Genomic DNA, 25077 nt, shown 5'->3' on the forward strand with positions numbered 1-25077 from the left:
ATCGGGGGTATGACAGCCTCATGCTGCCAACCGGCGGACGATCTGGGATTTCTCCCCAAAAGGCCCAACCCCGACTGCGGGTTCAAGTGGGGCGCATATAGGCCAGCGCGCGGCGCAGCGCAAGGGGCTTATTGCAGGCGCGGCCCGCCATCAGCATCTGCCTGAGCATGCCCCGCGCGCACGATCGCCTCGCAGCGTTGCGCCAGCGCCTTGCGCCCAGTGAATTCCGCCACCGGCAGCGGCGGGTGATAGACCACCTCAACCGCGCCTTGCCGGGCCGCGGCCAGCGTCGTCAGCAGATGCGCGCCAAAGGACATATCCCCCCACCAGCCATAAAACCGCGGATCTTCACCCTGCGGCGCGTGGTAGATGACGCTGACGGGTTGCACCGCGATCTCATCCCGCAAGGCGGGGTCAAAGAAGGCCTCGAACAGCGTGGTCTTGAAGGGGAGCACTTGTAGCCCGTCGGTGCTGGTGCCCTCGGGGAAAAACAGCAGCTTATGCCCGGCCAAGAGCCGCGTCCGGAACACCTCTGTCTGGGTGCGCGCCTCGGCCCGGTCGCGGCGGATAAAGACGGTACCCGTCGCCCGTGCCAGCCAGCCGATGCCGGGCCAGCCCGCCACCTCGGATTTAGAGACGAAGTAGATCCGTTTGGCCGCGTTCAGCGCGAAAATATCGAGCCATGAGGTATGGTTGGCCACCACCGCGCCGCGCCGTTCCATCGGGGTGCCGCGGCGGATGAAGCGCATGCCCAGCACCCAGAACGCCGCGCGGCATACCATCTGCGTGATATGGGGGGTGATGGGCCGATGCAGGCCAAAAATTGGCCGCTCGATCAAGCGCAGCAGCAGCAAGACCAGTAACCCGCCAAAGACCAAAAACGCCAAGACCGCGCCGCGCAGCATGACCCGCAGCATCCCTGCAAGCGTCAAACGCCGCTTTGGCGGCGGCTGGTCGCTGTCCCAAGTCGTGCTCATGCAGCGCTCCCGTTATAGAACCGCATCTGCCGCGCGCTCATCTGTTTCGTATCAAGGATCAGGCAAACATCCGTGGTGTTGAAGGCGCGGTCGATATAGGCCCCCTCGCCCACGGTGCCCCCCAACCGAAGGTAGGCTTTGATCAGACTCGGCACCGCCAACATGGCCTTGCGCCGGTCCAACTCGGCCTCGGGGATCAGGTTCATGGGCGCGTATTCGCGCGCGCGGACCCGCAGTTCGGGCGGCGCCAAATGCCGGTGATGCAGAAGCGAAAGCGGCTCTGCCAAACCCGCGGTGTCGGTGCCGTGAAAGCTCGCCACGCCGAAAAGAACCTCGATCTCATGTTCGGCGACATAGCCTGCAAGCGCCGCCCAGAGGTGGTGCATCGCCGTGCCGCCGCGATAGGCGGGGTCAAGGCAAGAGCGCCCCAATTCCAACAGCTTACGCCCCGACTGGACAAGCGGCGCCAGATCGTACTCCGCCGCCGAATAGAAGCCGCCTGCCCGCGCGGCCATATCGCCCCGCATCACCCGGTAGACGCCCGCCAATTTACCGCTGCGCCGGTCGGTCAAAAGCAGATGGTCAAAGTAGGGATCGAACCGGTCCCGCTCCAAGCCGGCGGCATGATCGACCATCGGCCCACCGCCGCCCAACTCCCGCACGAAAACGTCGTACCGCAGCCGCTGTGCCGCCTGCACATCGGCCTCCGTCTGCGCCAATCTGACCTGAAAATCTGCTGCTACGCCCCGTGGCATCGGCCAATCCTATGCCCGAAATGAAAGTCTCCGCCTGATAGGCAATCGGCTGCGCGGGCGCAACAGTTGCGGGGAAAGCGGAAATCGGTTACTCTCCCTATGGTTGCTTTAAGAAAATTTTCTTCCACCATTAAGGATTTGGAAAGGGTCATCCCTCATCAAAGACCGGCATTAATTCCAAACGAAAGCTGTCTATGACCACCTTGCCTTGGTCACGAAAGTTGACCGTCACTTTGCCGCCAATGTTGCTTTGCACCTGCCCCGTGCCCCATTCAGGATGTTGCGGATGCATGACCAGCATGCCCGGCGTCAGCAGCGCGTTCAGATCATCCATACCTTTTCCAATCATTCCAAGGGACCACCATGGGCCAGCTTAACATCGACCTGCCCGCCCTGATCGGCAGCCGCATTTGCCACGACTTGATATCGCCAATCGGTGCCATCAACAACGGGCTAGAGCTGCTTCAAATGGCCGGAACCGGCGCCGCACCGGGGCCTGAGCTTGCCTTGATTGGTCAAAGCGTCGAAAGCGCTTCGGCCCGGATCCGCTTTTTCCGCATCGCCTTTGGGGCTGCGGGCGATCAGACCATGGGCCAGAACGAGGTGACATCGATCCTGCGCGATCTCTATGCCGACTCACGGGTTGAGATCGACTGGCAGGTTACAAGCCCGCAATCACGCAATGGCGTGCGGATGGCCTTCCTCGCGCTGCTCTGCATCGAGACGGCCCTGCACCACGGCGGGCGGATCACCATCGGTGAAGAGGCGGGCCGCTGGTCCCTAAGGGCCGAGGCTGACAAGATCGCGATAGACCCTGAACTTTGGGCGCTGCTGACGCAGACCGGCGCGGACAGGCGGCTACAGCCCGCGCAGGTTCAATTCGCACTTTTGCCGATTCTGGCCGAAGCACAGGGGAGAGAAATCACGCTCGACAGCGGCGAAACGGCACTGACCCTCTCGTTCTAAAGGTCAGCCGCGCACCGTCCCCTCGCCACGCACTAGGTATTTAAAGCTCGTCAATTGCGCCGCACCAACAGGGCCGCGGGCATGAAGCTTTCCCGTGGCGATGCCGATCTCTGCGCCCATGCCGAACTCTCCCCCATCTGCGAATTGGGTCGAGGCGTTATGCATCAGGATCGCGGAATCCAGCCCGCTGAAGAAGGCCGCGGCGGTCTCGGTATTCTCGGTCAGGATGCAATCGGTGTGACCCGAACCATACTCCCGAATATGCGACATCGCAGCGTCCAGATCGGGGACGACCCGCGCCGCGACGATCATATCGAGGTATTCTTGCCCCCAATCCGCATCGCTGGCCGGGACCGTGCCGGGGACATTCTGCAAGGCCGCATCGGCGCGCACTTCGACGCCTGCGTCAATCAACGCTCGGATCACGCCATTGCCAATGGTCTTGGCGACATCCTCATGGATCAAAAGACATTCCGCCGCGCCGCAAATGCCCGTCCGTCGTGTCTTGGCGTTCAGCACGACCTTCAACGCTTTTTCGGGATCCGCCTCGGCGTCGATATAGATGTGCACGATGCCTTCCAGATGGGCAAAGACCGGCACCCGGGCCTCACGCTGGACCAAGCCGACAAGCCCCTTGCCGCCGCGCGGTACGATCACGTCGATGGTATCGGTCATCGTCAGCATCTCACGCACCGCCGCCCGGTCGCGCGTCGGGACCAATTGCACCGCGTCTTCCGGCATGCCCGCATCTCGCAGCCCTTGTTGCAGGCAGGCGTGAATGGCGCGCGATGAATGAAAGCTTTCCGACCCGCCGCGCAGGATCACCGCATTGCCCGCTTTGAGACAAAGCGCGCCCGCATCCGCCGTCACATTGGGGCGCGATTCATAGATCACGCCGATCACGCCAAGCGGCGTGCGCACGCGCTGGATGTTAAGGCCGGAGGGCTGGTCCCATTCAGCGATCACCTCGCCCACCGGATCGACCTGTTCCGCGACCGACCGCAGCCCGTCGACCATGCCGCGAATGCGCTCTTCGTTCAGCATCAGCCGGTCCATCATGGCGTCCGACAGCCCCTTGTCGCGGCCAAAGGTGAGGTCTTGCTCATTGGCGGCGATGATCTCAGCCCGGTTTTTCCAGACCGCATCGGCAGCGCTGATCAGGGCGGCGTGTTTCCGCTCGGCTGTGGCGGTCGCCAGTTGCGCTGCCGCTGCACGGGCGCGGGCGCCAATATCGGCCATCAGCTCAGAGATATTCTCGATGTCGTTCATAGCCTTATGCCCCTGTCTTCATCTTGTCTTAGAGCGCCATATCGTCGCGATGGATCAAAGCCGCACGCCCCGGGTAGCCCAACAGCGCCTCGATCTCTGCGCTCTTGTGGCCCTTGATCTGCCCGATCTCCCCCGCCGAATAGCGGCTGAGACCATGACCCACCGCATGACCGGCGGGGTCATACATGGCGATGCTATCGCCCCGTTCAAAACGCCCCTCAACGGCGGTCACCCCGGCCGGCAAGAGGGATGTGCCCCGCGCCAATGCCGCCACGGCTCCGGCGTCCAAGGTCACCGCCCCGCGCGGCTTCATCGCGGCAATCCAGCGCTTACGCGCGGCTTGTGGGTCACTTTGCGCGCTGAACCAAGTGGCATTTGCCCCACCTTCGAGCGCGGTGAGCGGGCGCATGACGAACCCATCGGTGATCGCCATCGCACAGCCCGCCGTTGTCGCCGTCCGCGCGGCCATCAGCTTGGTTTTCATGCCACCTTTGGAAAGGCCCGACCCGGCATCACCGGCCATCGCCTCAATCTCGGGCGTGATGCTCTCGATCACATCGTAACGTTTCGCGGTAGGGTCCTGCGAAGGGTTGGCACTGTAGAAACCATCCACATCGGAGAGCAAAATCAACTGATCCGCCCCCACCGTCACCGCGATCTGCGCAGCGAGACGGTCGTTGTCGCCAAAGCGGATTTCGTCGGTCGCGATCGTGTCATTCTCATTCACAATGGGCACGACGCCGAGCGAGAGCAGCTGCTCCAAGGTCGCGCGGCTGTTGAGGTAGCGCCGGCGGTTGGCGCTGTCTTCCAACGTTACCAGCACCTGCGCCGTGGTGATGCCATGGGGGGCCAGCACCTCTTCATAGGCCCGGGCAAGGCGGATTTGCCCCACCGCCGCGGCGGCCTGCGCCTGTTCCAGCGCCAAGACGGTCGGCGGAAGGCCCAGAACACCCCGGCCAAGCGCGATGGAGCCCGAGGATACCAGCACAACATCGCAGCCTAAGCCCTTGAGCCACAAGACATCTTGCGCCAATCCAGTCAGCCAGTCCCGGCGCAGATTGCCGCTATCGCGGTCCACCAGAAGGGCGGAGCCGATCTTGATCACGACACGGCGGGCGGTGCTTAGGGTTGCCAAGGCGTCTCTTCCTCGGTGCTGCGGAAACGCAGGCGGTCTTCGTCGATATTCTGGCGCAGGGTGCGCAATACTTCCGTCACGCCTTCGCCAGCCACACTGGACATCATCATCACGTTTCCGCCGGAAGCTTTTTCCAATTCTTTCAAACGGCTTGCGCGCTCTTCCTCATCCAATGCATCAACTTTATTCAACACAGTGACACGCGGCTTTTCTGCCAGATCGCCACCATAGGCTTCCAGCTCTCCGATGATGGTGTGGTAATCCTCCGCCACGGTTTCGGAGGTGCCATCGATAAGGTGCAACAACACCGCGCAACGCTCGACGTGGCCAAGGAAAAGATCGCCCAGACCCCGCCCTTCGGAGGCGCCTTCGATGAGGCCGGGAATATCCGCCACCACGAATTCAGTGTTATCGACACCGACCACGCCAAGGTTGGGGTGCAACGTAGTGAATGGGTAATCGGCAATCTTGGGCCGCGCGTTCGACGTGCTTGCAAGGAAGGTCGACTTGCCCGCATTGGGCAGGCCCAGCAGGCCAACGTCGGCGATCAGCTTGAGCCGCAGCCAAAGCGTCCGTTCCACCCCTTCTTGCCCGGGGTTCGAGCGGCGGGGGGCTTGGTTGGTCGCGGATTTGAAATGCAGGTTGCCCCAGCCGCCATTGCCGCCGCGCGCAAGCTGCACGCGCTGGCCAAGCTCGGTCAGATCGGCGATGACGGTTTCCTGATCCTCGTCGAGGATCTCCGTGCCCACGGGCACCCGCAGGATGATATCCTCGCCGTCCTTACCGGTGCGCTGTTTGCCCATGCCGGGCTGGCCGTTCTTGGCAAAGAAGTGTTGCTGATAGCGAAAGTCGATCAGCGTGTTCAGCCCATCGACCGCCTCGGCCCAGACCGAGCCGCCGGTGCCGCCATCGCCGCCATCCGGGCCACCATATTCGATATATTTCTCACGCCGGAACGACACACAGCCGCCGCCCCCGGCACCGGATCGGATGTAGACTTTGCACAGGTCGAGAAACTTCATGGTCTTGCCTTTCAGGCACGGGAAACGGAGCTACAGCTTGCGGCTATAGGTCCATGTGGGTACGGCAGCATCGCGGGCCAAGCAATAGGTTTCCGCGTCGCCGAGATAGACAAAGCCAGCATTGGTCAGCACCTTGGCCGAAGCCGGGTTGTCATGGAAAACAGAGGCAAAAAGCGCATCATTGCCCAAAGGGTTGGCATTCACCAAAGCCTGCACCGCGTCCGAGGCCAGATGGGTGTTCCAGAACGCCGGAGCCACCCAATAGCCGATTTCGGATTGGTTGCGGTCAAGCCGGGTGAGGGAGATCACGCCCATCACCTCGGAGCTATCCGCGCGGGTACCGTCCATGACCCAGACGTCTTCTTCACGGTCATCGGACATCGCACGGCTCACATAGGCTTCGACACTGCCGGGCGGCAGCGGATGCGGGATCGAGGATGTTGCATTGGCGACCCGCGGGTCGCTGGCATACATCTCGATCATGCCCATGTCGGACCGGCGCACCGGGCGCAGATCAAACCGCTCTGTCTCAATAAGGGGTTGGTTCACAATCGCTTCCAACTGCATCGTCATGTTCCTCCTCCGAACAGACTGGATTGGGGGCCTTTGGCCAAACGGGCCGCCCCTGCCCCGATCACGCGCAAGCCGCGCGCCGAGGCGTTGACACATTCGACATATTCCTCCCTGCCGAATGTAACGACTTTATCAAATTTCAGCCGCACCCCGCAAAGAGCGGAAAAACGGCCCGGCAGGCCAATGGGCCCTGAACTGGAAAACAAAAACATTGGGGGGTCTTCCCGAAAAGAAAAAGGGACCGGCGGTATCGCCGATCCCTGATTTTTTCAAACCCTTTGGGGTACGGCTTATTCAGCGGCCTCCGCGCGTGGCAGAACCGAAATGAACGTGCGGTTTTTCAGACCCTTGTGGAAGGTCACAGCGCCGTCGACGGTTGCAAAGATCGTGTGATCCTTGCCCATGCCAACGCCTTCGGCAGGCCAAAACTTGGTGCCGCGCTGACGCACGATGATGTTGCCGGGGATGACGGCTTCGCCGCCGTATTTTTTCACGCCAAGGCGACGACCAGCTGAGTCGCGCCCGTTACGGGATGAACCGCCTGCTTTTTTATGTGCCATCTCGGTCTCTCCTTAGCCTTTGGTCTTTTCTTTGGCCTGTTCGACCCAGCCTTCACGCTGGATACGGCCTTTGAAAGACAGTTTCTCGTCAACTTCAGCGATATCCGCTTCGGTCCATGCTGCGATTTGAGCGAAGGAGGTGATGCCCGCTTCGTGCAGCTTTTTCTCAAGCGCGGGGCCAACGCCGCTCAGCGCCTTCAGGTCGTCCGCGCCGGCTTCCGACATCTGGTCGGCTTTCTCGGCTTTCGGAGCGGCCTTGGTGGCTTTCGCCTTCTTGGCCTTCTTGATCTGCGCAGCCTCATCGGTCTTGCCGGTGATGGCAGCCACGGCGGCGGCGCTTACGGAGCCTGTGCCGACAGCTTCGGATACGCCCGACTTCTCTGCGCCGGAGGCGAGAATGTCGGTGATCTTGACCAGCGTCAGCTTCTGACGGTGACCCTTGGTGCGCTTGGAAGAGTGCTTCCGGCGGCGCTTGACGAAGTTGATGACCTTTTCGCCTTTGATCTGATCAACGACTTCGGCCTGAACGCCTGCGTCTTTGACCGTGGGCGCGCCGAGCACGGGGCTGTCGCCGCCCAGCATCAGAACTTCGTTAAACTGGACTGTTTCGCCAGCATTGGCTGCAATACGTTCAACGCGCAGCATATCGCCCGCTTGAACCTTGTATTGCTTGCCGCCTGTCTTGATGACCGCAAACATGCGTCTTCCTTTTCTGTCATCCGCGTTCTGTGGCCCCCGCTTGGGAGTTTGTGGATGGCTTTCCGGCCGATCCGCCTCGAACAGCGCGCCCATGGGGCGTCATTAAAAAACAATCCCGAAAACGGATTACCCGCCGGGATGCGGGCTTATCTTCGGAATGGCGGGGCAAGTCAAGTAGGTTTTCTTGGCCCTGCCCCCGTGGGCCTGTCAGAGGCTTTCGGCCACCATATTCAGCGCCAATGCGCGCCCCAGCCCGTAAGAGATATCCTCATAGGCCCGACCGAATCCGTCGAAAAGCCCGCGATTGAGCGCCCGGCCCGCCGGTGTCTCGGCAAAGGCCGCATATTGCGCGATTTCGGCGTTGCTCAAGGGGTGATAGGCCAGCAGCATATAGGCGTGCAGCCAGACGGAGGTGTCTTCGGTCACCGCATCCAGATCGGCGCCAACATCGGCCAAGAGGTCTTCGTCACTGTCCTCCAGCGCGCCGCCATCGCGCATGCCGCGGAGGAATTGGAAATTGCTGTTGAGTGCCGTGCCAACATTGCGGTCGATCATATCGGAAGCGTCGATCAACCGGCGGATCAAAGTCACCCGGGGATCACCGTCTCCCGCCAGCACCCCATAGTTTGCCCGCGCAATCTGCTCGACTTCAGGCTCGGCGATGGCGGCGCGGGCGGCATTCTCCAACCCGACGATCCGGCGCCCCAGTTCGGTGGAATAGAAGGCGATCGTCTTTTCGACCTCCTCCGCCGTCATCGTCTCTTCCAAGGCGCGGCGGACCATTTCGACCATACGCTCGGGATCGTGGATGCTTTCGACCTGCATCTGCCAGGCTGGGCCGCCCTGCCCGCCCAGCATGTCTTGGTTCAGCACCTCCGCATGGGCCTGCCCTTCGTCGCTGAGGATCACCGCCGCTTGGCGAAGTTCCAACAGATCGACCAGCACGGTCATCCGCGCATCGGCCCAAGCGGGCAGCGCCAGAAGCCACAAAAGCGGCGCGAAAACCCAAGCCCGCATCAGATGTCCTGACTGGGCTGCATGGCCGCAAGCCGCGCGGCCACGGCCTCAAACCGGTTGGCCATGATCTCATATTGAACGGCGTTCATCAGCGTATAGACCTGCTGCATCTTGGGATGCTCCAACGCCTCGGCATAGGCGGCAAGGTCTTCGTCCGAGAAGGATTGGTAGGTATAGGCGGCGTTGGCCAATGCGTTGGCGGCGATCTGCGCGCCCAGCTCATCCGCCTGCGCCCGCATCGCCTCGCGCAGGTCCGGCTCTTCCATCTGCAATTCGATCACCCCGGCGCCCGCGGCGGCCAGAAGGAAACGAATCTGCACCTCTTGAATGGCCCGGACCGAGATTTCTTCGACATCGCTGGCCGCGTTCAAGCGCCGCAGGGTCTCCAACCGGGGGGAGCCGATCCGCTCAAGCCCCGCGATGATGGCGGCACCGCTTTCGGCCTTCAGCCCGTCATCCTCAGCCATATGCGCCTTATTTTCGACCGCCACCAAACGCTGGCCTAGATCGGAGGCATAGAACCCGGCGGCATGATCCAACAGGTCATCGCTGAGCGTCTCGGCAAGGATATCCATCGCCATGTCGTGCATCAACTCGGTGTCAAAGACATCGCGCACCAGCCGCGACCACTCCGAGCCGAAATCCTCGCTTTGCAGCCCCAACATTTCAGGCGCAGAATCGGCAGACAGGCGAATACTCTCCAACGCCACGTCAAAGCCTGTCACTTCCAAAAACCGCTCCAACGCGCCGCGATCCGCCGCCCGCAGCGGCAGGGCAAGCGCGACGAGCAGCATCAACGCCATGACAAAGGGGGCTGCAATCATTCGTTTTTGGCGAAACATGGGCGGTCCTTTCGCAGAATTCTGCCTTTAAACTTAGGCTCTAGCAGCCTCGGCGCAATGAAAATCCCCAAACTTTCAATTGATGCGCAAAACCCCTCTTGCCACTGCTGGAAAAGGCGACTAAACGGACCCCCCAGACCCCCGCGGAGAGGTGCCGGAGTGGTCGAACGGGGCGGTCTCGAAAACCGTTGACCCTTCACGGGGTCCCAGGGTTCGAATCCCTGTCTCTCCGCCACTAACGCCTTGGGCGTGGTGCTTATTTCCCCCGATACGAAGACGCAGGTTAGTCGCCGCGCAAGGGGCGACGTCGCCGTCCTCCAAACCGGTCTGCTTAAAGACCAGGCACCCGCGTAGAAATCCAACGCCGCAGCCGCCCCCCTCCCGCATTAACCAAATCCGCGCCTTGAACATTTCGGCGGATTGTCGCAACTATCCGCGCAGAGCAAGCAAGCGGTTTCATGAGTCCCAGCCAGCCAAGGATTTCTACAAGGGACAATAAAATGAAAACCAATACCGCCAAGCGCGTCGCGCTCTCTTGGCTGATGTGCTCGACCGCCACTCTCGCTTACGCGCAAGACGACACCGCCTTCGATCTCGGTGTGCTGCGCATTCAGACCTCAGCCGCGCAGGCTGTTTTGGGCAATGACGAGATCACCGAAACCGAAATCGAACAGCGCAACCCGGCCACCGTGGCCGATGTCTTTGCCGGCGAATCCGCGATCACCGCCAGCGGCGGCGCGCCGATTGCGCAGAAGGTCTATGTGAACGGGATCGAGGAAAGCCTGCTTTCCGTCACCATCGATGGCGCGCGTCAGAACAAATCGGCCTTCCACCATACCGGCAACGTTCTGCTGGATCCGGCCTTGCTGAAATCCGTTGAGGTCAGCGCGGGGCTTGCCCCGGCGGATCAGGGGCCAAACGCGCTGGCGGGCTCTATCGCCTATACCACCAAAGACGCCCGTGACCTATTGGACGGGGACGATCCCTTTGGAGGTCGCTACACGCTATCTTATGGCAGCAATGGCCAAGGGTTCCGCAATACCCTGACCCTCTTCGGGCAGAACGACGGTTTTGAATACCTGCTGAGCGGCACACGCGCGACGGGCGATGACTATGATGACGGCTCGGGCAGCACCATCACCGGCACGGCGGCGGACCTGACCGACTATATCGCGAAATTCGCCTATACCTCGCAAAGCGGCAAACGTCTGAGCTTCTCTGCTTCTGAGACCACTGACAACGGCCTGCGCGCGTCTCAGGGTGGCTTCATCCGCCCCGACTTTGCCGATGTGATCGGGCGCGACACGGTGCTCTACGAAGCGCTGTCGCAGCGCACATCCTATACCCTGACCTATGAGGACGAGAACCCATCAGGCATCTGGGCGCCCTATGCACAGCTCAGCTATAACGAGCAGGCGATGGATGTGGGCTCGCTCTACGGGGTGAACAAAAGCTTCAGCGGTGTGCTGAGCAACGAATTCACCCTGCGCAACGGCAGCGTCAATGTCGGTGTCGATTTCTTTGACGAAAGCGCCGAAGGCTATGACAACACGGTCAGCCCGCGCAGTTCGAGCGGCCGCGAAGAGCTTAGCAACATCGGTATCTTCGCCCAAGCGCGGCAGGATCTGTCGGACCGCATCTCCGTATCCTACGGCGGGCGCTACGACTGGGCGTCCTTCGAAGGCGCCGATGGGAGCGATTTCGACGCCAGCGGCGCCAGCGTCAACGGCTCGGTCGATTACCTCTTGAACGACCAATGGACCCTCAACGCAGGGGCCGCGTCCAGCTGGGGCGGTTATGAGTTGGGCGAGGCCGCATTGGTCAACTTCCGCACCCCGTGGAATTATGACGGCTTCACAACCTCGCGCGCCAATGCGGTGCGTTTGGGCCTGCGTTACGACAGTGGCCCTTGGGCGGTCAAAGGCGCGCTCTTCGACACTGAGATCGAAGACATCAACGCCGTTCTGCCCTCAAGCGGTGCACGCGGTGCCGTGGACGATCTGACATCGCGCGGCTTCGACGGGTCGGTCACCTATACTGGCGCGCGCGGCTTCGCGACCTTGAACTACACCTATGCCGATGTGCAGACCAACGACGCGACAACCGCCACGACCGCCTATTACCTTGGCCGTCCGGTCGGCCATATCTTTGGCTTCGAAGCGGGCTATGACGTGACCGAGGAATGGCGCATTGGGGCGACCGCGCAGATCGCCTTGGAGAACGACGATACCGATGTGTCGCTCGACGGCTATGAGGTGGTCAATCTCTACGCGGAATACAAACCGCGGCGGATGGAGAACCTGAACGTGCGCATGGACGTGCAGAACCTGTTCGACGCGACCTATGCAAGCCGCAGTTCCGATGGGCTAGGGCTTGCCAATGTGGTGCCCCTGACCGAACCGGGCCGCACTGTCAGCCTGACCGCGTCGATCAGCTTTTAACTGACGCAGGTATCGCCCCCCTTTGGGCGGGGGCGATACCCTTTTCCGGCGCTTGCCGCCTACGGTTCTTTCCGCAGTCCTCCTCCCGCTTGATCCAGATCAATGCAGCCGCTCCGGCCCGCCCCATAATGGCCGTGGTCACATGAGGAGCGTCGCCATGCAAAATGCCACCATCACAGCCGTTCTGGGGGTCGATGCCCGGCCCAATCAGCTTGAGGCCCTCGCCCGCGAGGCGCAGACCCGGGGCACGCATCTGATCGTTCTTCTGCTCAGCGAAACCCCTGCCGTCCCGGTCTATTCGATGGGGGTGGGCGAACTCAGCACCTATTCCCTCCAGGCAGGCTGGCAGGCGGATGTGGACGCGGCCCGCGAGGCGGTCGAAAAACAGCGTGCGGAATTTTCGCAGTATCTCACCGATCAAGGCGCCAGCGCGGATGTGCGCGCGGTCTGTGGCGACGCCTCCGCCTTGCGCAACACGGTGGCGCGGGCGGGGCTGACCTGTGACGCGGTGCTTATCGGCACGGACCTGCGCGAGGACAGCCGCCTGTTTGAGGACATCGTCCATGCCGCCCTCTTCGAGTCCGCCGCGCCCGTTTTGCTCAACACCACGCAGGCCAAACTGGCTTTGACCCCGCAATCGGTCTTCGTCGCATGGAAAGCGGGCATTCCCGCCACGCGGGCGATCCGCGCCGCTCTGCCAATCCTGCGCAATGCGCGGGAGGTAACGGTGGCGCTTTTCGATCCGGTCTCGATCTCGGCCTATGACGGTGAGAACCCGGGCACGGATGTCGCCGCTTGGCTGACCCACCAAGGCTGCAACGTCGCGGTGCAGCAATATGCCAGCGGAGGCGCGGACATTGGCACCGCCATCCTGAAACGCGCCAAAGAAACCGGGGCCGATCTGATCGTTATGGGCGCCTATGACCACTCCCGCCTGCGCGAGATGGTTTTTGGTGGCACGACCCGCAGCCTGATTGAACAAAGCGGCTTTCCTGTGCTTCTGTCGCACTAACGCCCATCGAAAGGACCCCCTATGCGCCCTCACCTCGCTGCCCTCGCCGGGCTTTCCTGCGCCCTCCTCTCCGCCTGTTCGGAGGGGTCTTCTGACGACACCGACCGGGTGCGCGCGGGGCAGCGGGTCTATGCCAAGGAATGCGCCGCCTGCCACGGGGCGCAGGGCGAAGGGGGCGGTCCGATGTCCTTGCATCTGGATGTGGTGCCACCGGATTTGGCCGGGCTGAAACAGCGCAATGACGGCTACTTCCCCCGCGAGTTTGTCAGCCGCTTTGTTATGGGCCAGCTTGCGAAAGACGACCCCGCCTCACCCATGCCTGACTTTTCCGCCGTCGGCCTGCGCCATGTCTACCCCAATGGTGGCGCGGATGGGGAGGTGCTGGAAACCGATTTCGCCAATCTGCTCGACTATCTGGAAGCGATCCAGTGGTAGGGCCGGCGTGGTTCGGGAGGCAGCCCTCGGGCACTTGAGGCGCCCCCGCCCCGCATTGCGCCCCCGCCCCCTCTCACGTTATCGGATGCCCTGCCCCGCAGCCCCTACAGACGGAACCCTCGCATGAAGATCAACGACGAAAGCCCCGTTCTGCTCGCCCTTCTGGACGCCGCTGTCGACGCCATGGTGGTGGCGGATCATGCGGGCAATATCCTGCGGGTGAACAAAGCGGCGGCCACGCTTTTCGGCCATCCGGTTGAGGATTTGGTGGGGCAGAACGTGCGCATGCTGATGCCGGGGGATATGGCCGTTCAACATGACGGCTTCCTGCGCCACCATCTTGAGACCGGTGAAAAACGCATCATCGGTGTGGGCCGGGACGTGGAAGGGCTGCGCGCCGACGGCAGCGTGTTCCCCCTGCACCTGTCCGTCGGCCGCGCCGATATCTCGGGCGAGGTCGCCTTTGTCGGCATCATGCACGACCTGTCGCGCCGAAAAGCCGCCGAGGAGGCCACCGCCCGCTCGCAACGGATGGATGCCATCGGCCAGATGACCGGCGGCATCGCGCATGATTTCAACAACCTTCTGACGGTCGTAATCGGCAATCTGGAACTGCTGGAGATGTCGGAAACCTCGGCCAAAAGCGGCGCGCTGATCTCGGACGCGCTGGAGGCGGCAGAGATCGGCGCGGACCTCACCTCACGGCTGATGGTCTTTGCCCGCAAGACCACGTTGAACGCGGCGGAGATTGACCTCAACGCCGAAGTCTCAAAAGCTGTGGCGATGCTCAAACGCACCATCGGCGCGCATATCGCGGTCGAGACGGGTTTTGCCGAGGACCTTTGGCAGGCCAAGGTGGATGCCACCCAGCTTCAGACCGCCGTTTTGAACATCGCGCTCAATGCCCAAGACGCCATGCCTTCGGGCGGGAAAATCACGCTGGAAACGCGCAACATGCAGCTTGACGACACCTATGTCGCACAGGAAATCGGCATCGACATGGGCAACTACATCCGCCTGTCGATCGCGGACACGGGCGAAGGCATGTCTGCTGAGACCCGCACCCGCGCGATGGAGCCGTTCTTTTCGACCAAACCGGTCGGCCAAGGCACGGGGCTGGGCCTGTCGATGGTTTACGGCTTCATCAAACAATCCGGCGGGCATATCGCGATCTACAGCGAATTGGGCAAGGGCACGACGATCAGCCTCTATTTCCCCGCCCTTGTGGACAGCACCGGCGCGCGAGCGGCCTCCAGCGACGCGCCAGAGCAGCACGCCGGGATCGGCACCGGCCTGCGCGTGCTGCTGGTCGAGGATGACCCGATGGTCCTACGCCTGTCGGAGCGGCGGCTGGAGTCGCTGGGGTTCGACTGCGTCACGGCGACCACCGGCGATGCGGCATGGGACATCCTGCAAGACCGCGACGACATCGATGTGGTCTTTACCGATCTGGTGATGCCGGGGGAGTTGTCGGGCCATGCGCTGGCCAAACGGGTCGCGGCGGAAATGCCCGATCTGCGGATATTGATCACCTCGGGATTCTCCGAAAACGTCCTGCGCGGCGAGGAAGAGAGCCATGCCTTCGCCCTCTTGCGCAAACCCTATAGGCAAGCGGATCTGGCCGAAGCGTTTCGCGCCTTGTTACAAGACTAACCCGAGGTGGCGGTGGGGCTTTCGGTCAGCACATAGCCCACCCCGCGCACCGTTTTGATCAATAGCGGACGCGCCGGATCACGTTCGACCTTCTTGCGCAGCCGCGCCACTTGGTTGTCGATGGTGCGGTCCAAGGGTGCCCAACTCTGCCCGTCGATCAGATCCATCAACCGGTCCCGCGATAAGGGCTTTTTCGCGTGGTTCACAAAGGCGGCCAAGAGTTTGAAATCAGCCGTGGTCAGTTCCCCCTCCTGCCCGTTCCGGCCCACCAGCAGCATCCGGTCGAGGTTGATCTTCAACCCGTCGAGCGCAAGCCAAGGCTCCGCGCTTTGCGGTGCGGGCGCCTCCGCCTCGCGCTTGCCGCTCCGCCGCAGGACGGATTTCACGCGAGCCAAGACCTCTCGTACATGGAAGGGTTTGGTCAGATAGTCATCCGCACCCAGTTCCAACCCGACAACACGGTCGATCACATCGTCCTTGCCCGTCACCATGAAGATCGGCACGTCATGATCGCGGCGAAGCTCGCGCGCGATGTCCAGCCCGTCCTCCGCGCCGAGGTTCAGATCCAAGGTCACCAGATCGAAAGCCTCCGCCGCGAAGGCCGCGCTCACGCTCTGCGCGTCATGCGCCTCGGTCACATGGTAGCCGTCGCTTTCAAGGCAGCGCCTCAGAAGCGTCCGGATCTTGGCATCGTCATCAACAACAAGGATCTTCTTCGCGGCCACGCCCATCACCCCAAAAGTTGCGTTTGTATAGTCCGCAACCCAAGCGAGCACCACCCGCCACGCCATTCCCTGCGACAAAGCGTTACAAATGGATACGAGACCACAGGTCGTTCTGCGACATGCGCCTGAGAATGTGACCGCGCCGCAGAAAGGACGATCGCATGTACGTGACGCTATCCAATGAGTTCACCCCCGCAACCAAAGTGCCCGAGGCGCAGCTTTGCCCGCGCACCCACGCCGCGCAATCGCCGCGCAAGCGGCAGGCGGTCGGCAGCCATCTGTTTCGCGAGGGCGATATCGCCAACCATATCTATGAGATCACCTCGGGCGTTTTTCGCCTGACGCGCGTGCTCGACAACGGGCGGCGGCAGGTCATCGCCTTTGGCCTGCCCGGCGACATCATCGGCTTTCCCAATGGCGCGCTCCATCACAGCGATTGCGAGGCGATCCAGACGGCAGAGGTGATCGCCCACCGCCGCCATGCGCTCGACGATTTCGAGGGGGATCACGAGACGCATAAGCGGCTGTTGAACGCCGCCCTGCGTGAGATTTCGGCGATGCAGGATCACTTTATGATGCTGGCCCGCAAATCCGCGCTGGAAAAGGTTGCCTCCTTCCTCATCACGCTGGCGGAGCGCACCGGCAGGCCGATCGGCAATTACACCACCTGCGCCCTGCCGATGACCCGCAGCGACATCGCGGATTTCCTCGGCCTGACGATTGAGACGGTGAGCCGCACCCTGACCCGCCTGCGCAAGCAAGATATCATTGCGCTTGAGACTTCCCAGACCGTGCTGATCAAGGATATGGACGCGCTGATCTCGGCCTCTCAGGCGACTGACTGAACGCCAGCTCCCAATGAACCCAGAAAACGCAGGCTCCGGCCTGCGTTTCGCGTTTTAGGCGGTCTTCTCAGCATTCCTCTCGCGGTCCTTGCCGTCGGGCGTCTCCCCATTCTCCAACAAAATCCGCGCGGCGTCACCTTCCAGATCATCGTATTGGCCGCTGCGCAGCGTCCAAAGACAGGCCGCAAGCCCTGCCGCGCCAAGACAGACGGAGACGGGGATGAGAACGATCAGGATATTCATCGGCGCACCGCATTCAAAACCACGAGGATAGAGGAAGAAGACATCACCGCCGCCGCCATTAGCGGGGTGGCGAAGCCCATGACCGCCACCGGGATCGCGACCGCGTTATAGGCGGCGGCCAGCCCGAGGTTCTGGCGAATACGGCTGCGCGCCCGGCGGGCCAGCCGCAGGGTATCGGCGACCGCAGAAAGATCACCGCCCAGCATCACCCCGTCTGAGGCGACCCGCGCGGCATCCAGCGCTGTGGCGGGCGCGAGAGAGGCATGCGCCCCGGCAAGCGCCGCCGTGTCATTCAGCCCGTCGCCCACCATGAGCACCCGCTTGCCCCGCGCGGCCATATCGCGGACCAGACCGGCCTTATCCTCAGGCCGAACGGCAGCATGAACCGTGGCGATCCCGAGGGTTTCGGCCAGCACTTCTGCACGCTGCGCGGTATCGCCGGTGACCATCGCCACCTCCATCCCGCGCCCGCGCAGGGCGCTGACGACTTCCGCCGCCCCGGCGCGGGGGGTCTCGGACAGAGGCAAGGGAATAGAGCGGTCCGCCAGATGCAGTTCCGGTCCCTCCAGCCCACGGCGCAACGAGACCCGTGCCCCGTGCCAAAGGCCGCAAACGCCCTCGCCCGGCACCTCTTGCAGGTCGCGCAGATCGGCGGGCATCTGCCCCTGTAACGCTGCCGCCAAGGCGCGCGAGGCTGGGTGGTCAGACGCCTGCGCGAGGGCAAGCGCGACCGATGCCACCTCTGCATCAAGCGCGGCCAGCCGCGCGACGCCTTCGGTCAACGTGCCGGTCTTGTCGAAGAGAACCGTGTCGATCTCGGCCAAACGCTCCAACGCCGTGGGGGATTTCAGCAGCACGCCCGCACGGAACAAACGCCCGGTCATCGCCGCCGTCACCGCCGGAATGGCCAGCGCCAGCGCGCAGGGGCATGTGATGATCAGCGTCGCCGTGGCCACGGCAATCGCGTGATAAAGGTCTCCTGTCAGCGCCCACCAGACCACAAAAGCCAGCGCCGCCAGCCCATGCACCACCGGTGCATAAAGCCGCGCGGCGCGGTCCGCGATCCCGCTGTAACGGTGTTTGCCGGTCTCGGCGAGCTCGACCAAAGCTGCGAGGCGGCGCAGGGTGCTGTCCTCGGCCCGGCGGGTGACCCCTAGGGTCAGCGGCGTGCCAAGGATTACCTCGCCCGCGCAGATCGGCGCGCCCGCTGCCACGGCGACGGGGTCGGCCTCTCCGGTCAGGGCGGAACGGTCCACCATCGCGGCCCCTAGCGCAATGCCGTCCACCGGCGCGCGGGCCCCGGCGGCAAGGGCGATGCGGTCGTCGGGCATGAGCGTGCTTACGTCCACCGTCTCACGCCCGTCCGCCGTCAGACGGGTCGCACGGGGCAGTTCCAGCGCCGTCAACTCCGCCGCGGCGGAACGTGCCGTGGCCCGCGCGCGATGCTCAAGATAGCGGCCCACCAGCAGGAAAAAGGTCAGCGAGAGCGCCGCATCGAACCAAGTATGCGCCCCGGTGGCGGCGAAAGTTTCATAAAGCGAGGTCGCCGCCGCCAGCAGGATCGCCAGCGCAATCGGCACATCCATATTCATCCGCCCAGCCCGCAGGCCGACCGATGCCGAGGCGAAGAAGGGCACCGCCGAAAAAGCCAAGGCGGGCAGCGCGATGGCGGCAGAGACCCAGTGAAACATCTCGCGCGTGATATCGCCCGCCCCGGACCAGACCGCGACGGAGACCGCCATCACATTCATCATGGCAAAGCCCGCTACGGCGGCGCGGGCCAGCAGACGGCGGCCCGTGTCATCCCCCGCAGGCCGCAGGGCGGTCGCATCCAGCTCATGTGCCTCAAAGCCCCCGTCGTTCAACGCCTGAAGCGCGGCGCTGGCGTCATAGCCGGGGCTCAGCACGATCCGCACCCGTTTGGCCCCAAGGTTTACCCGCGCGGCTTTGACCGAGGGCAAGCGGGCCAAGACCCCCTCGACCCCCGCAATACAGGCCGCGCAGCGGATCTGCGGTAGGGCGAGGTGGATGGCCTTGTCATTCTCCGCGATGCGCTGCGCCGCAGCCTCGGCTGAGGGGGTGCCTGCGACACAGCCCGGACAGGCGGCGACGGTCATCGTGTCACCTGCAAGGGAATGCGGCGGCGAAAGAGCGTGCCATCGGCGGCGCGCATCTCGATCCGCAGGTTCCAGTTGCCGCGGCCTGCGGTGACCGGCGCGGTCCACGCGCGGCCATCCCAGGCGAAGTCGGGCGTCATGTCATCCGCCACGGTGGTCGCCCGGCCCAATGTCGCCGCGATGATCTCGGGCTGCACCACGCCATTGGCATCCTGCACCGCCAAGCGGAGCGTCTCCCCCGTCAACTCGGTCTGTACCGCCCAGCCGAGCGCTTCCTGCGCCGCGCGGTCGCTGTCGAAATTCTGCGAGGCAACGTAGCTCGATTCGGTTTCCTTGCCCGGGAAGGTGCGCACCGCGTTGAAAGCGAGCGCGAGGTTCACCGCGATGATGATCGAAAACCCGCCCACGAAGATCGCCAGCACATGCCAGCCTGTCAGGGGGCGCTCCCGTTGCAGTTGCGCTGCGGTCATTGGCTGTCCTTTCCATTGAAAATCGTGTCTCCAAAGGCCCGCTCGCCCGAGCGGACGTCTTCGACCCAGAACCGCAGATCGCTGCGCGGCGCGGTGGCGGCGTCACTCTGCGGCGGGGCGATGACATAGACCCGTTGCAGGCGGGTGGTGTCGGCGGGGACGGAGACCACCGGATCCGCAGTTCCCTCGACGCTGAGGTCCAAGCCACGGTCTCCGGCGAGAGACAGCCGGAAATCCCGTGCCTCCCCATGTTTGTTGCGCAGGCGGATGTCATAGGCGTTGCGGATCGACCCGTCCGAGAGGGTGACGAAGGTCGGATTGCGCACCGGCGCCACGGTCATGTCGATCTCGGGCCGGATAAAGAGCGCCACGACAAGCGCCACACCGATGGCGGCCCAAGCAGCGGTGTAGATCAGGGTGCGCGGGCGGAAGACATGCTGCCAAAGCGGCTTGGGCTGCCAGGGCGGCGCAGTGGCCCCGGCGACATCGCCCGCGGGCGCCTCGGCAAGGCCCGCCACAGCGGCGCTTTCCTTGGGCGCGGTGGGCGGCTCATCATCCAGCGCGAGGTAGTCGATCAGCCCGCGCGGTCGGCCAATCTTGGCCATCACATCGTCGCAGGCATCGATGCAGAGCGCGCAGGTGATACATTCCATCTGCTGGCCTTCGCGGATGTCGATCCCCATCGGGCAGACCGCCACACAGGCGTTGCAATCAATGCAATCGCCCAAAACCTCGCCGTCCCGCGACTGGCGGTCGCCCGCGGTGTTTTTGTCGAGCGCCGCACCATAGCGCGCCACCGCATCGCCGCTGCCGATCGCCTCTGCCGCCGCTTTCTGGCGCTTCACCCCGCCCTTGCCGCGCGGCTCGCCCCGCCATTTGCGGTAGCCGACGGTCAGCGTGCCGGGGTCCATCATCGCGCCTTGGATACGGGGCCAAGGGCACATGTAGATGCAGACCTGTTCGCGCATGAAACCGCCAAAGATGAAGGTCGTCGCCGTCAGCACGGCGATGGTGGCATAGGCCACGGGGGCGGCTTGCAGGGTCACGAGGTCGCGCGCAAGACTGGGCGCATCGGCAAAGTAAAAGACCCAAGCCCCGCCCGTCGCCACCGCGATCAGCAGCCAGACCACCCATTTCGCCCCCCGCAGCCGCGCCTTGCGCAGGCTCCAGGGTGCGTTGTGCAGACGGATACGCGCGTTGCGGTCGCCTTCGATCCAACGCTCTACAGTCATGAAGAGATCGGACCAGACGGTCTGCGGGCAGGCATAGCCACACCAGACCCGCCCCAGAGCAGAGGTAAACAGGAACAGCCCCAGCCCCGCCATGATCAGCAGCCCGGCCACGAAGTAGAATTCATGCGGCCAAATCTCGATCCAGAAGAAATGGAAGCGCCGGTTTGCGAGATCGACCAGAACCGCTTGGTCCGGCAGGTTCGGCCCCCGGTCCCAGCGGATCCACGGGGTGATGTAATAGACCCCCAGCGTGAGGATCAGGATCACCCATTTCAACCGACGAAAGAATCCGCTGACCCGGCGGGGAAAGATCGGCTCGCGGGCGGCGAAAAGCGGGGGGGCGGCGTTGGACATGGGCAGTAGGCTCCGGTGTTACGTCTTGCGGCCTACACCCGGAGGGCGCAGGCCGCTTTGATCTGCATCAATCCGCAGATTATTTGTCGTACCGGTTTAGTCGGCGGCAGCGCCCTCGGCATCGACTGCAGCCTCGCCGCCGCCCAGTCCGTGGACATAGGCGGTCACGGCACGCACTTCGGCCTTGCCCAGACGGGCCTGCCACGGCGGCATCACCCCCATACGCGGCGCTTTGAGCTGCCGCAGGATCGCCTCATGACTGCCGCCGCGCAGCCAGATCGCATCGGCAAGGTTCGGCGCGCCCATCTCACGGTCGCCAAGGCCGCGCTCCCCATGGCAGGCACTACAGTTGTCGGCATAGACCTCTGCCCCCGTCTGCGCCGCGCCCGCGTCATGCTCAAGCCCCGAAAGGCTGCGCACGAAATGCACGGTGGCGTCGAGCTCGGCCTCCTCCATCCAATCAAACGGCGGCATCTCCGAGAAACGCGCGTCGGGGTCATCCTCGTTGCGGATGCCGTGGCGCACGGTATAGGCGATCTCCTCCATCGTGCCGCCCCAGAGCCAGTCATCGTCCAAAAGGTTCGGATAGCCCGAGGCCACCACACCCCCTGCCCCCGCGCCGTGGCATTGCGAGCAATTGGCCGCAAAGACCGAGCGCCCGGCCTGTGTCGCGAAACGGTGAAGCTCTTCGTTGTCCTTCAGCACCGCCAGATCGACGTTGACGAGACTTTCGGTCAGGTCAGCATTCGACAGGTCCACACGCGCAATCTCGGCAGCGACCTCGCCACGGGTGGAATAGCCGAGCAGCCCCGCTGTCGCGCCTGAGACCATCGGCCAGGCGGGATAAAGGATGGTATAGATCACGCCCCAGACGACGGTGGCGTAGAAGGTCCAGAGCCACCAGCGCGGCAGCGGCGTGTTCAGCTCTTCGATCCCGTCCCAACTGTGGCCTGTGGTCTCGGTCCCGGTGGCGGGGTCGAACTTGCGTTTATCGGTCATGTGCGGGCTCCGTCATTGCGGGCTTGATCGGGGTCGTCGTTGCGAAACGGGACGGCGGCGGCATCGTCGTGCAGGGCGCGGGAGCCGGGGCGAAAGGCCCAAGCAATGACGCCCAGAAAGATCAGCGTCAGGATCAAGAGCGCCCAGCTATCAGCCAGTTCACGCAGGAAAGAATAGGTGTCCATTGCGGCCTCCTCAGCGGCTGGCGTCGGGCACGAAGGTCGAGAAATCGACCAGCGTTCCGAGCATTTGTAGATAGGCGATCAGGGCATCCATCTCGCTCACGCCCGGCTGGCCGTCGAAGTTGCGCACCTGCGCGCCGGGGTAGCGTTCCAGCAGCCCGTCGTAATCGCCGAAAGGGTCGACCTGCACCCGGAAGTCGCCACGGACATTCGCGATCATCTCATCGCTATAGGGCACGCCGACCGTGCGGTGGGTGGCGACCAGATCGGTCACATCCTCAGGCTCAAGCTTGGCGTCCATCAAAAAGGCGTATTTCGGCATGACGCTTTCCGGCACCACCGATTGCGGGTCCATCAGGTGATCGACATGCCACTCATCCGAATAGCGCCCGCCGACCCGCGCCAGATCGGGACCGGTGCGTTTGGAGCCCCATTGAAACGGGTGGTCGTACATGGATTCGGCGGCGAGGCTGTAGTGGCCATAACGCTCCGTCTCGTCGCGCATCGGGCGGATCATCTGGCTGTGGCAGACATAGCAGCCCTCGCGCACATAGATCTCACGCCCCGCCAGTTCCAGAGGCGAATAGGGGCGCATGCCCTCGACCTCCTCAATGGTGTTCTCCAACCAAAAGAGCGGCGCGATTTCGACGATCCCGCCGATGCTCACCACCCCGAGCGAGGCAATCAGCAGCAGTGTCGCGTTGCGCTCGAACCGCTGGTGAAAGGTGATCGCCTCCGTCTCTGGCGGCAGTTCGTTGGGAATCTTGCCCTTCTTCAAGCTTTCGCTGGCGGTCACGACTTTGGGGTCGTCAGCGGGGTCATAATTGGGGCTGTGGGGGTTCTTGGCCATTGATCTTACTCCGCTGGCAGGGCGACGGTGACGGGGCGGGCTTGCGGGGCGCGGATGGTCATCCACATGTTCCAGACCATCACAGCACCCCCCGCGAGGTAGAGCACCCCGCCCAGACCACGGACCACATACATCAGGAATTTCGCTTCGACGGTGTCGGCGAAGCTGTTGACGAGGAAGCCATTGGCATCGACCTCACGCCACATCAGCCCCTCCATAATGCCCGAGACCCACATCGACGCGGCGTAGAGCACGATCCCGAGGGTCGCGAGCCAGAAGTGCAGGTTGATCGCCGCCATGGAGTGCATCTGCGCCCGGCCCCAGAGCCGCGGGGTGAGGAAGTAGAGCGCGCCAAAGGTGATGAGCCCGTTCCAACCAAGCGCGCCGGAATGCACATGGCCGATGGTCCAGTCGGTGTAGTGGCTGAGGCTGTTCACCGCGCGGATCGACATCATCGGCCCCTCGAAGGTGGACATGCCGTAGAACGCGAGCGAGGCGACAAACATGCGGATGATCGGATCGGTGCGGATCTTGTCCCACGCGCCTTCGAGCGTCATCAGCCCGTTGATCATGCCACCCCATGAGGGCATCCACAGGATGATCGAGAACACCATCCCCAGCGTCGCGGCCCAATCGGGCAAGGCGGTGTAATGCAAGTGGTGCGGACCGGCCCAGATATACAGAAAGATCAGTGCCCAGAAGTGGATGATCGACAGCTTGTAGCTATAGACCGGACGCCCCGCCTGTTTCGGCACGAAGTAATACATCATGCCGAGGAAACCCGCGGTCAGGAAGAAGCCCACGGCGTTATGGCCGTACCACCACTGCGTCATCGCATCCTGCACACCGGCAAAGACCTGCACCGATTTGGAGCCCCAGATCGATACCGGGATAGCAAGGTTATTGACCACATGCAGCATCGCCACGGTGATGATGAAGGCCAGAAAGAACCAGTTGGCGACATAGATATGCCGCTCACGCCGCTTCAGGATCGTGCCGAAGAATACGGCGAGGTAGACCAGCCAGACGATGGTGAGCCAGATGTCGACGTACCATTCCGGCTCAGCATATTCCTTGGACTGGGTCGCGCCGAGCAGATAGCCCGTGGCCGCCAGAACGATGAAGAACTGATAGCCCCAAAAGACGAACCAAGCCGCGTTGCCACCCCAGAGCCGCGCCGAAGAGGTGCGCTGCACGATGTAGAAAGACGTGGCGATCAGGGCGTTGCCGCCAAAGGCGAAGATCACCGCGCTGGTGTGCAGCGGGCGCAACCGGCCAAAGTTGGCATAGGGCTGCGCCCAGTCGATGTTCAGCGCAGGAAAGGCCAGTTGGAAGGCGATGAAGGTGCCCACCAGAAACCCAACCACACCCCAAAAGGCGGTGGCGATGACGCCATAGCGAATGGGGCCATCCATATAGCCCTGCGGCGGCGCAGGCGCGACCGGCGCCGCGTCCTCGACAGGCATCCGGCGCAACTGCCAAAAAAACAACCCTGCGGCCACCACCATGACCAGCAGGGCGTGAACCATGTAAGCCGGATCGCGCGCCCAATCCGCCCCGAGTGCTGCAAAGAACACTATAAGCGCAAGCACGATCAACTTGAGCGTATCGAACATATTCCGAATCCCTTCATCTTTGGGAAACGGATCGCATGGGCCCCAAGCCGCCGCTTTGATCTATGTCAAAACTCGGCGGATAAGCCTG

The 25077-nt window shown here is 63.1% G+C and carries 27 protein-coding genes and 1 tRNA gene; 7 read left to right on the top strand and 21 right to left on the bottom strand.

All coding sequences use genetic code 11. From position 1 onward, the window contains the following. Positions 1-128 precede the first annotated feature (128 nt). From ACGYLA_RS02415 to ACGYLA_RS02425, 3 genes are all read right to left on the bottom strand, one after another. Complete coding sequence (locus ACGYLA_RS02415) at positions 129-977, bottom strand: lysophospholipid acyltransferase family protein (protein ID WP_394429993.1); 849 nt, start codon at positions 975-977, stop codon at positions 129-131. Then, positions 974-1732, bottom strand: a complete 759-nt coding sequence (locus ACGYLA_RS02420) for a GNAT family N-acetyltransferase (RefSeq protein WP_394429995.1) — start codon at positions 1730-1732, stop codon at positions 974-976. The genes ACGYLA_RS02415 and ACGYLA_RS02420 overlap by 4 nt, the downstream gene beginning before the upstream one ends. 148 nt (positions 1733-1880) lie before the next feature. After that, complete coding sequence (locus ACGYLA_RS02425) at positions 1881-2066, bottom strand: DUF3553 domain-containing protein (RefSeq protein WP_067262087.1); 186 nt, start codon at positions 2064-2066, stop codon at positions 1881-1883. A 29-nt stretch (positions 2067-2095) separates the two neighbouring features. Here ACGYLA_RS02425 and ACGYLA_RS02430 point away from each other — a divergent pair, with 29 nt between their 5' ends. Continuing rightward, on the top strand, positions 2096-2698 hold the full coding sequence (locus ACGYLA_RS02430; RefSeq protein WP_394429997.1) for a histidine phosphotransferase family protein: 603 nt from the start codon (positions 2096-2098) through the stop codon (positions 2696-2698). A 3-nt stretch (positions 2699-2701) separates the two neighbouring features. Here ACGYLA_RS02430 and ACGYLA_RS02435 read toward each other — a convergent pair whose 3' ends face one another. The 9 genes from ACGYLA_RS02435 to ACGYLA_RS02475 all read right to left on the bottom strand — a co-directional run bounded on the left by ACGYLA_RS02435 (position 2702) and on the right by ACGYLA_RS02475 (position 9815). After that, positions 2702-3967, bottom strand: a complete 1266-nt coding sequence (locus ACGYLA_RS02435; RefSeq protein WP_394429999.1) for a glutamate-5-semialdehyde dehydrogenase — start codon at positions 3965-3967, stop codon at positions 2702-2704. Positions 3968-3995: 28 nt separating this feature from the next. Further along, positions 3996-5102: a glutamate 5-kinase gene (gene proB, locus ACGYLA_RS02440; RefSeq protein ID WP_394430001.1), complete on the bottom strand. Its 1107-nt coding sequence runs from the start codon at positions 5100-5102 to the stop codon at positions 3996-3998. Then, positions 5090-6124, bottom strand: a complete 1035-nt coding sequence (gene obgE / locus ACGYLA_RS02445) for a GTPase ObgE (RefSeq protein ID WP_394407730.1) — start codon at positions 6122-6124, stop codon at positions 5090-5092. The genes proB and obgE overlap by 13 nt, the downstream gene beginning before the upstream one ends. Positions 6125-6154: 30 nt before the next feature. Further along, a complete protein-coding gene (locus ACGYLA_RS02450) occupies positions 6155-6691 on the bottom strand; it encodes a GNAT family N-acetyltransferase (RefSeq protein WP_394430247.1) in 537 nt (178 codons plus the stop codon). 2 nt (positions 6692-6693) lie between these two features. Further along, entirely contained in the window at positions 6694-6909 is a 216-nt protein-coding gene (locus ACGYLA_RS02455; RefSeq protein WP_394430003.1) for a hypothetical protein, read from the bottom strand. A gap of 78 nt (positions 6910-6987) precedes the next feature. Then, positions 6988-7257: a 50S ribosomal protein L27 gene (gene rpmA, locus ACGYLA_RS02460; protein ID WP_067262095.1), complete on the bottom strand. Its 270-nt coding sequence runs from the start codon at positions 7255-7257 to the stop codon at positions 6988-6990. A gap of 12 nt (positions 7258-7269) precedes the next feature. Continuing rightward, positions 7270-7956: a 50S ribosomal protein L21 gene (locus ACGYLA_RS02465; protein WP_067262097.1), complete on the bottom strand. Its 687-nt coding sequence runs from the start codon at positions 7954-7956 to the stop codon at positions 7270-7272. Positions 7957-8163: 207 nt separating this feature from the next. Next, complete coding sequence (locus ACGYLA_RS02470; protein ID WP_394430005.1) at positions 8164-8973, bottom strand: DUF2059 domain-containing protein; 810 nt, start codon at positions 8971-8973, stop codon at positions 8164-8166. Next, positions 8973-9815, bottom strand: coding sequence for a DUF2059 domain-containing protein (locus ACGYLA_RS02475; protein WP_394430007.1), 843 nt, complete (start codon positions 9813-9815; stop codon positions 8973-8975). The genes ACGYLA_RS02470 and ACGYLA_RS02475 overlap by 1 nt, the downstream gene beginning before the upstream one ends. Before the next feature lie 145 nt (positions 9816-9960). Between ACGYLA_RS02475 and ACGYLA_RS02480 the strand changes: the two genes are divergently transcribed. The 5 genes from ACGYLA_RS02480 (at position 9961) to ACGYLA_RS02500 (ending at position 15356) form a co-directional block, all read left to right on the top strand. Continuing rightward, positions 9961-10050, top strand: a tRNA-Ser gene (locus tag ACGYLA_RS02480). A 265-nt stretch (positions 10051-10315) separates the two neighbouring features. Beyond that, entirely contained in the window at positions 10316-12256 is a 1941-nt protein-coding gene (locus tag ACGYLA_RS02485; protein WP_394430009.1) for a TonB-dependent receptor domain-containing protein, read from the top strand. A gap of 157 nt (positions 12257-12413) precedes the next feature. Next, positions 12414-13268, top strand: coding sequence for a universal stress protein (locus ACGYLA_RS02490; RefSeq protein ID WP_394430011.1), 855 nt, complete (start codon positions 12414-12416; stop codon positions 13266-13268). Positions 13269-13289: 21 nt separating this feature from the next. Then, the gene (locus ACGYLA_RS02495) at positions 13290-13703 is read left to right on the top strand and encodes a cytochrome c (RefSeq protein ID WP_271687293.1); all 414 of its coding nucleotides are present in this window, start codon (positions 13290-13292) and stop codon (positions 13701-13703) included. A 123-nt stretch (positions 13704-13826) separates the two neighbouring features. Then, positions 13827-15356, top strand: coding sequence for a PAS domain S-box protein (locus ACGYLA_RS02500; protein WP_394430013.1), 1530 nt, complete (start codon positions 13827-13829; stop codon positions 15354-15356). Here ACGYLA_RS02500 and ACGYLA_RS02505 read toward each other — a convergent pair. Next, positions 15353-16087 carry a response regulator gene (locus ACGYLA_RS02505; protein WP_394430249.1) on the bottom strand — a complete coding sequence of 245 codons (735 nt, stop codon included), beginning with the start codon at positions 16085-16087 and terminating at the stop codon, positions 15353-15355. The genes ACGYLA_RS02500 and ACGYLA_RS02505 overlap by 4 nt on opposite strands. Before the next feature lie 155 nt (positions 16088-16242). Here ACGYLA_RS02505 and ACGYLA_RS02510 point away from each other — a divergent pair, with 155 nt between their 5' ends. Beyond that, on the top strand, positions 16243-16926 hold the full coding sequence (locus tag ACGYLA_RS02510; protein ID WP_394430015.1) for a helix-turn-helix domain-containing protein: 684 nt from the start codon (positions 16243-16245) through the stop codon (positions 16924-16926). Positions 16927-16980: 54 nt separating this feature from the next. On the opposite strand, the gene ccoS is transcribed toward ACGYLA_RS02510, so the two are convergent. The 8 genes from ccoS to ccoN all read right to left on the bottom strand — a co-directional run bounded on the left by ccoS (position 16981) and on the right by ccoN (position 24989). Next, on the bottom strand, positions 16981-17169 hold the full coding sequence (ccoS, locus tag ACGYLA_RS02515) for a cbb3-type cytochrome oxidase assembly protein CcoS (protein WP_394430017.1): 189 nt from the start codon (positions 17167-17169) through the stop codon (positions 16981-16983). After that, positions 17166-19286 (bottom strand): heavy metal translocating P-type ATPase, encoded by a 2121-nt coding sequence (locus ACGYLA_RS02520; protein WP_394430019.1) that lies wholly within the window; start codon positions 19284-19286, stop codon positions 17166-17168. The genes ccoS and ACGYLA_RS02520 overlap by 4 nt, the downstream gene beginning before the upstream one ends. Next, complete coding sequence (locus ACGYLA_RS02525; protein WP_394430021.1) at positions 19283-19756, bottom strand: FixH family protein; 474 nt, start codon at positions 19754-19756, stop codon at positions 19283-19285. The genes ACGYLA_RS02520 and ACGYLA_RS02525 overlap by 4 nt, the downstream gene beginning before the upstream one ends. After that, positions 19753-21342 (bottom strand): cytochrome c oxidase accessory protein CcoG, encoded by a 1590-nt coding sequence (gene ccoG, locus ACGYLA_RS02530; protein ID WP_394430022.1) that lies wholly within the window; start codon positions 21340-21342, stop codon positions 19753-19755. The genes ACGYLA_RS02525 and ccoG overlap by 4 nt, the downstream gene beginning before the upstream one ends. Before the next feature lie 96 nt (positions 21343-21438). Next, positions 21439-22341, bottom strand: coding sequence for a cytochrome-c oxidase, cbb3-type subunit III (gene ccoP / locus ACGYLA_RS02535; RefSeq protein ID WP_394430024.1), 903 nt, complete (start codon positions 22339-22341; stop codon positions 21439-21441). Beyond that, positions 22338-22526 carry a cbb3-type cytochrome c oxidase subunit 3 gene (locus tag ACGYLA_RS02540; protein ID WP_136720504.1) on the bottom strand — a complete coding sequence of 63 codons (189 nt, stop codon included), beginning with the start codon at positions 22524-22526 and terminating at the stop codon, positions 22338-22340. The genes ccoP and ACGYLA_RS02540 overlap by 4 nt, the downstream gene beginning before the upstream one ends. Before the next feature lie 10 nt (positions 22527-22536). After that, positions 22537-23373 (bottom strand): cytochrome-c oxidase, cbb3-type subunit II, encoded by an 837-nt coding sequence (gene ccoO, locus ACGYLA_RS02545; RefSeq protein ID WP_394430026.1) that lies wholly within the window; start codon positions 23371-23373, stop codon positions 22537-22539. 5 nt (positions 23374-23378) lie between these two features. After that, complete coding sequence (gene ccoN / locus ACGYLA_RS02550; RefSeq protein ID WP_394430028.1) at positions 23379-24989, bottom strand: cytochrome-c oxidase, cbb3-type subunit I; 1611 nt, start codon at positions 24987-24989, stop codon at positions 23379-23381. Positions 24990-25077: the final 88 nt, after the last annotated feature.

This window comes from Sulfitobacter sp. 1A13679 (genome assembly GCF_043557115.1).
Lineage (GTDB): Bacteria > Pseudomonadota > Alphaproteobacteria > Rhodobacterales > Rhodobacteraceae > Sulfitobacter > Sulfitobacter faviae.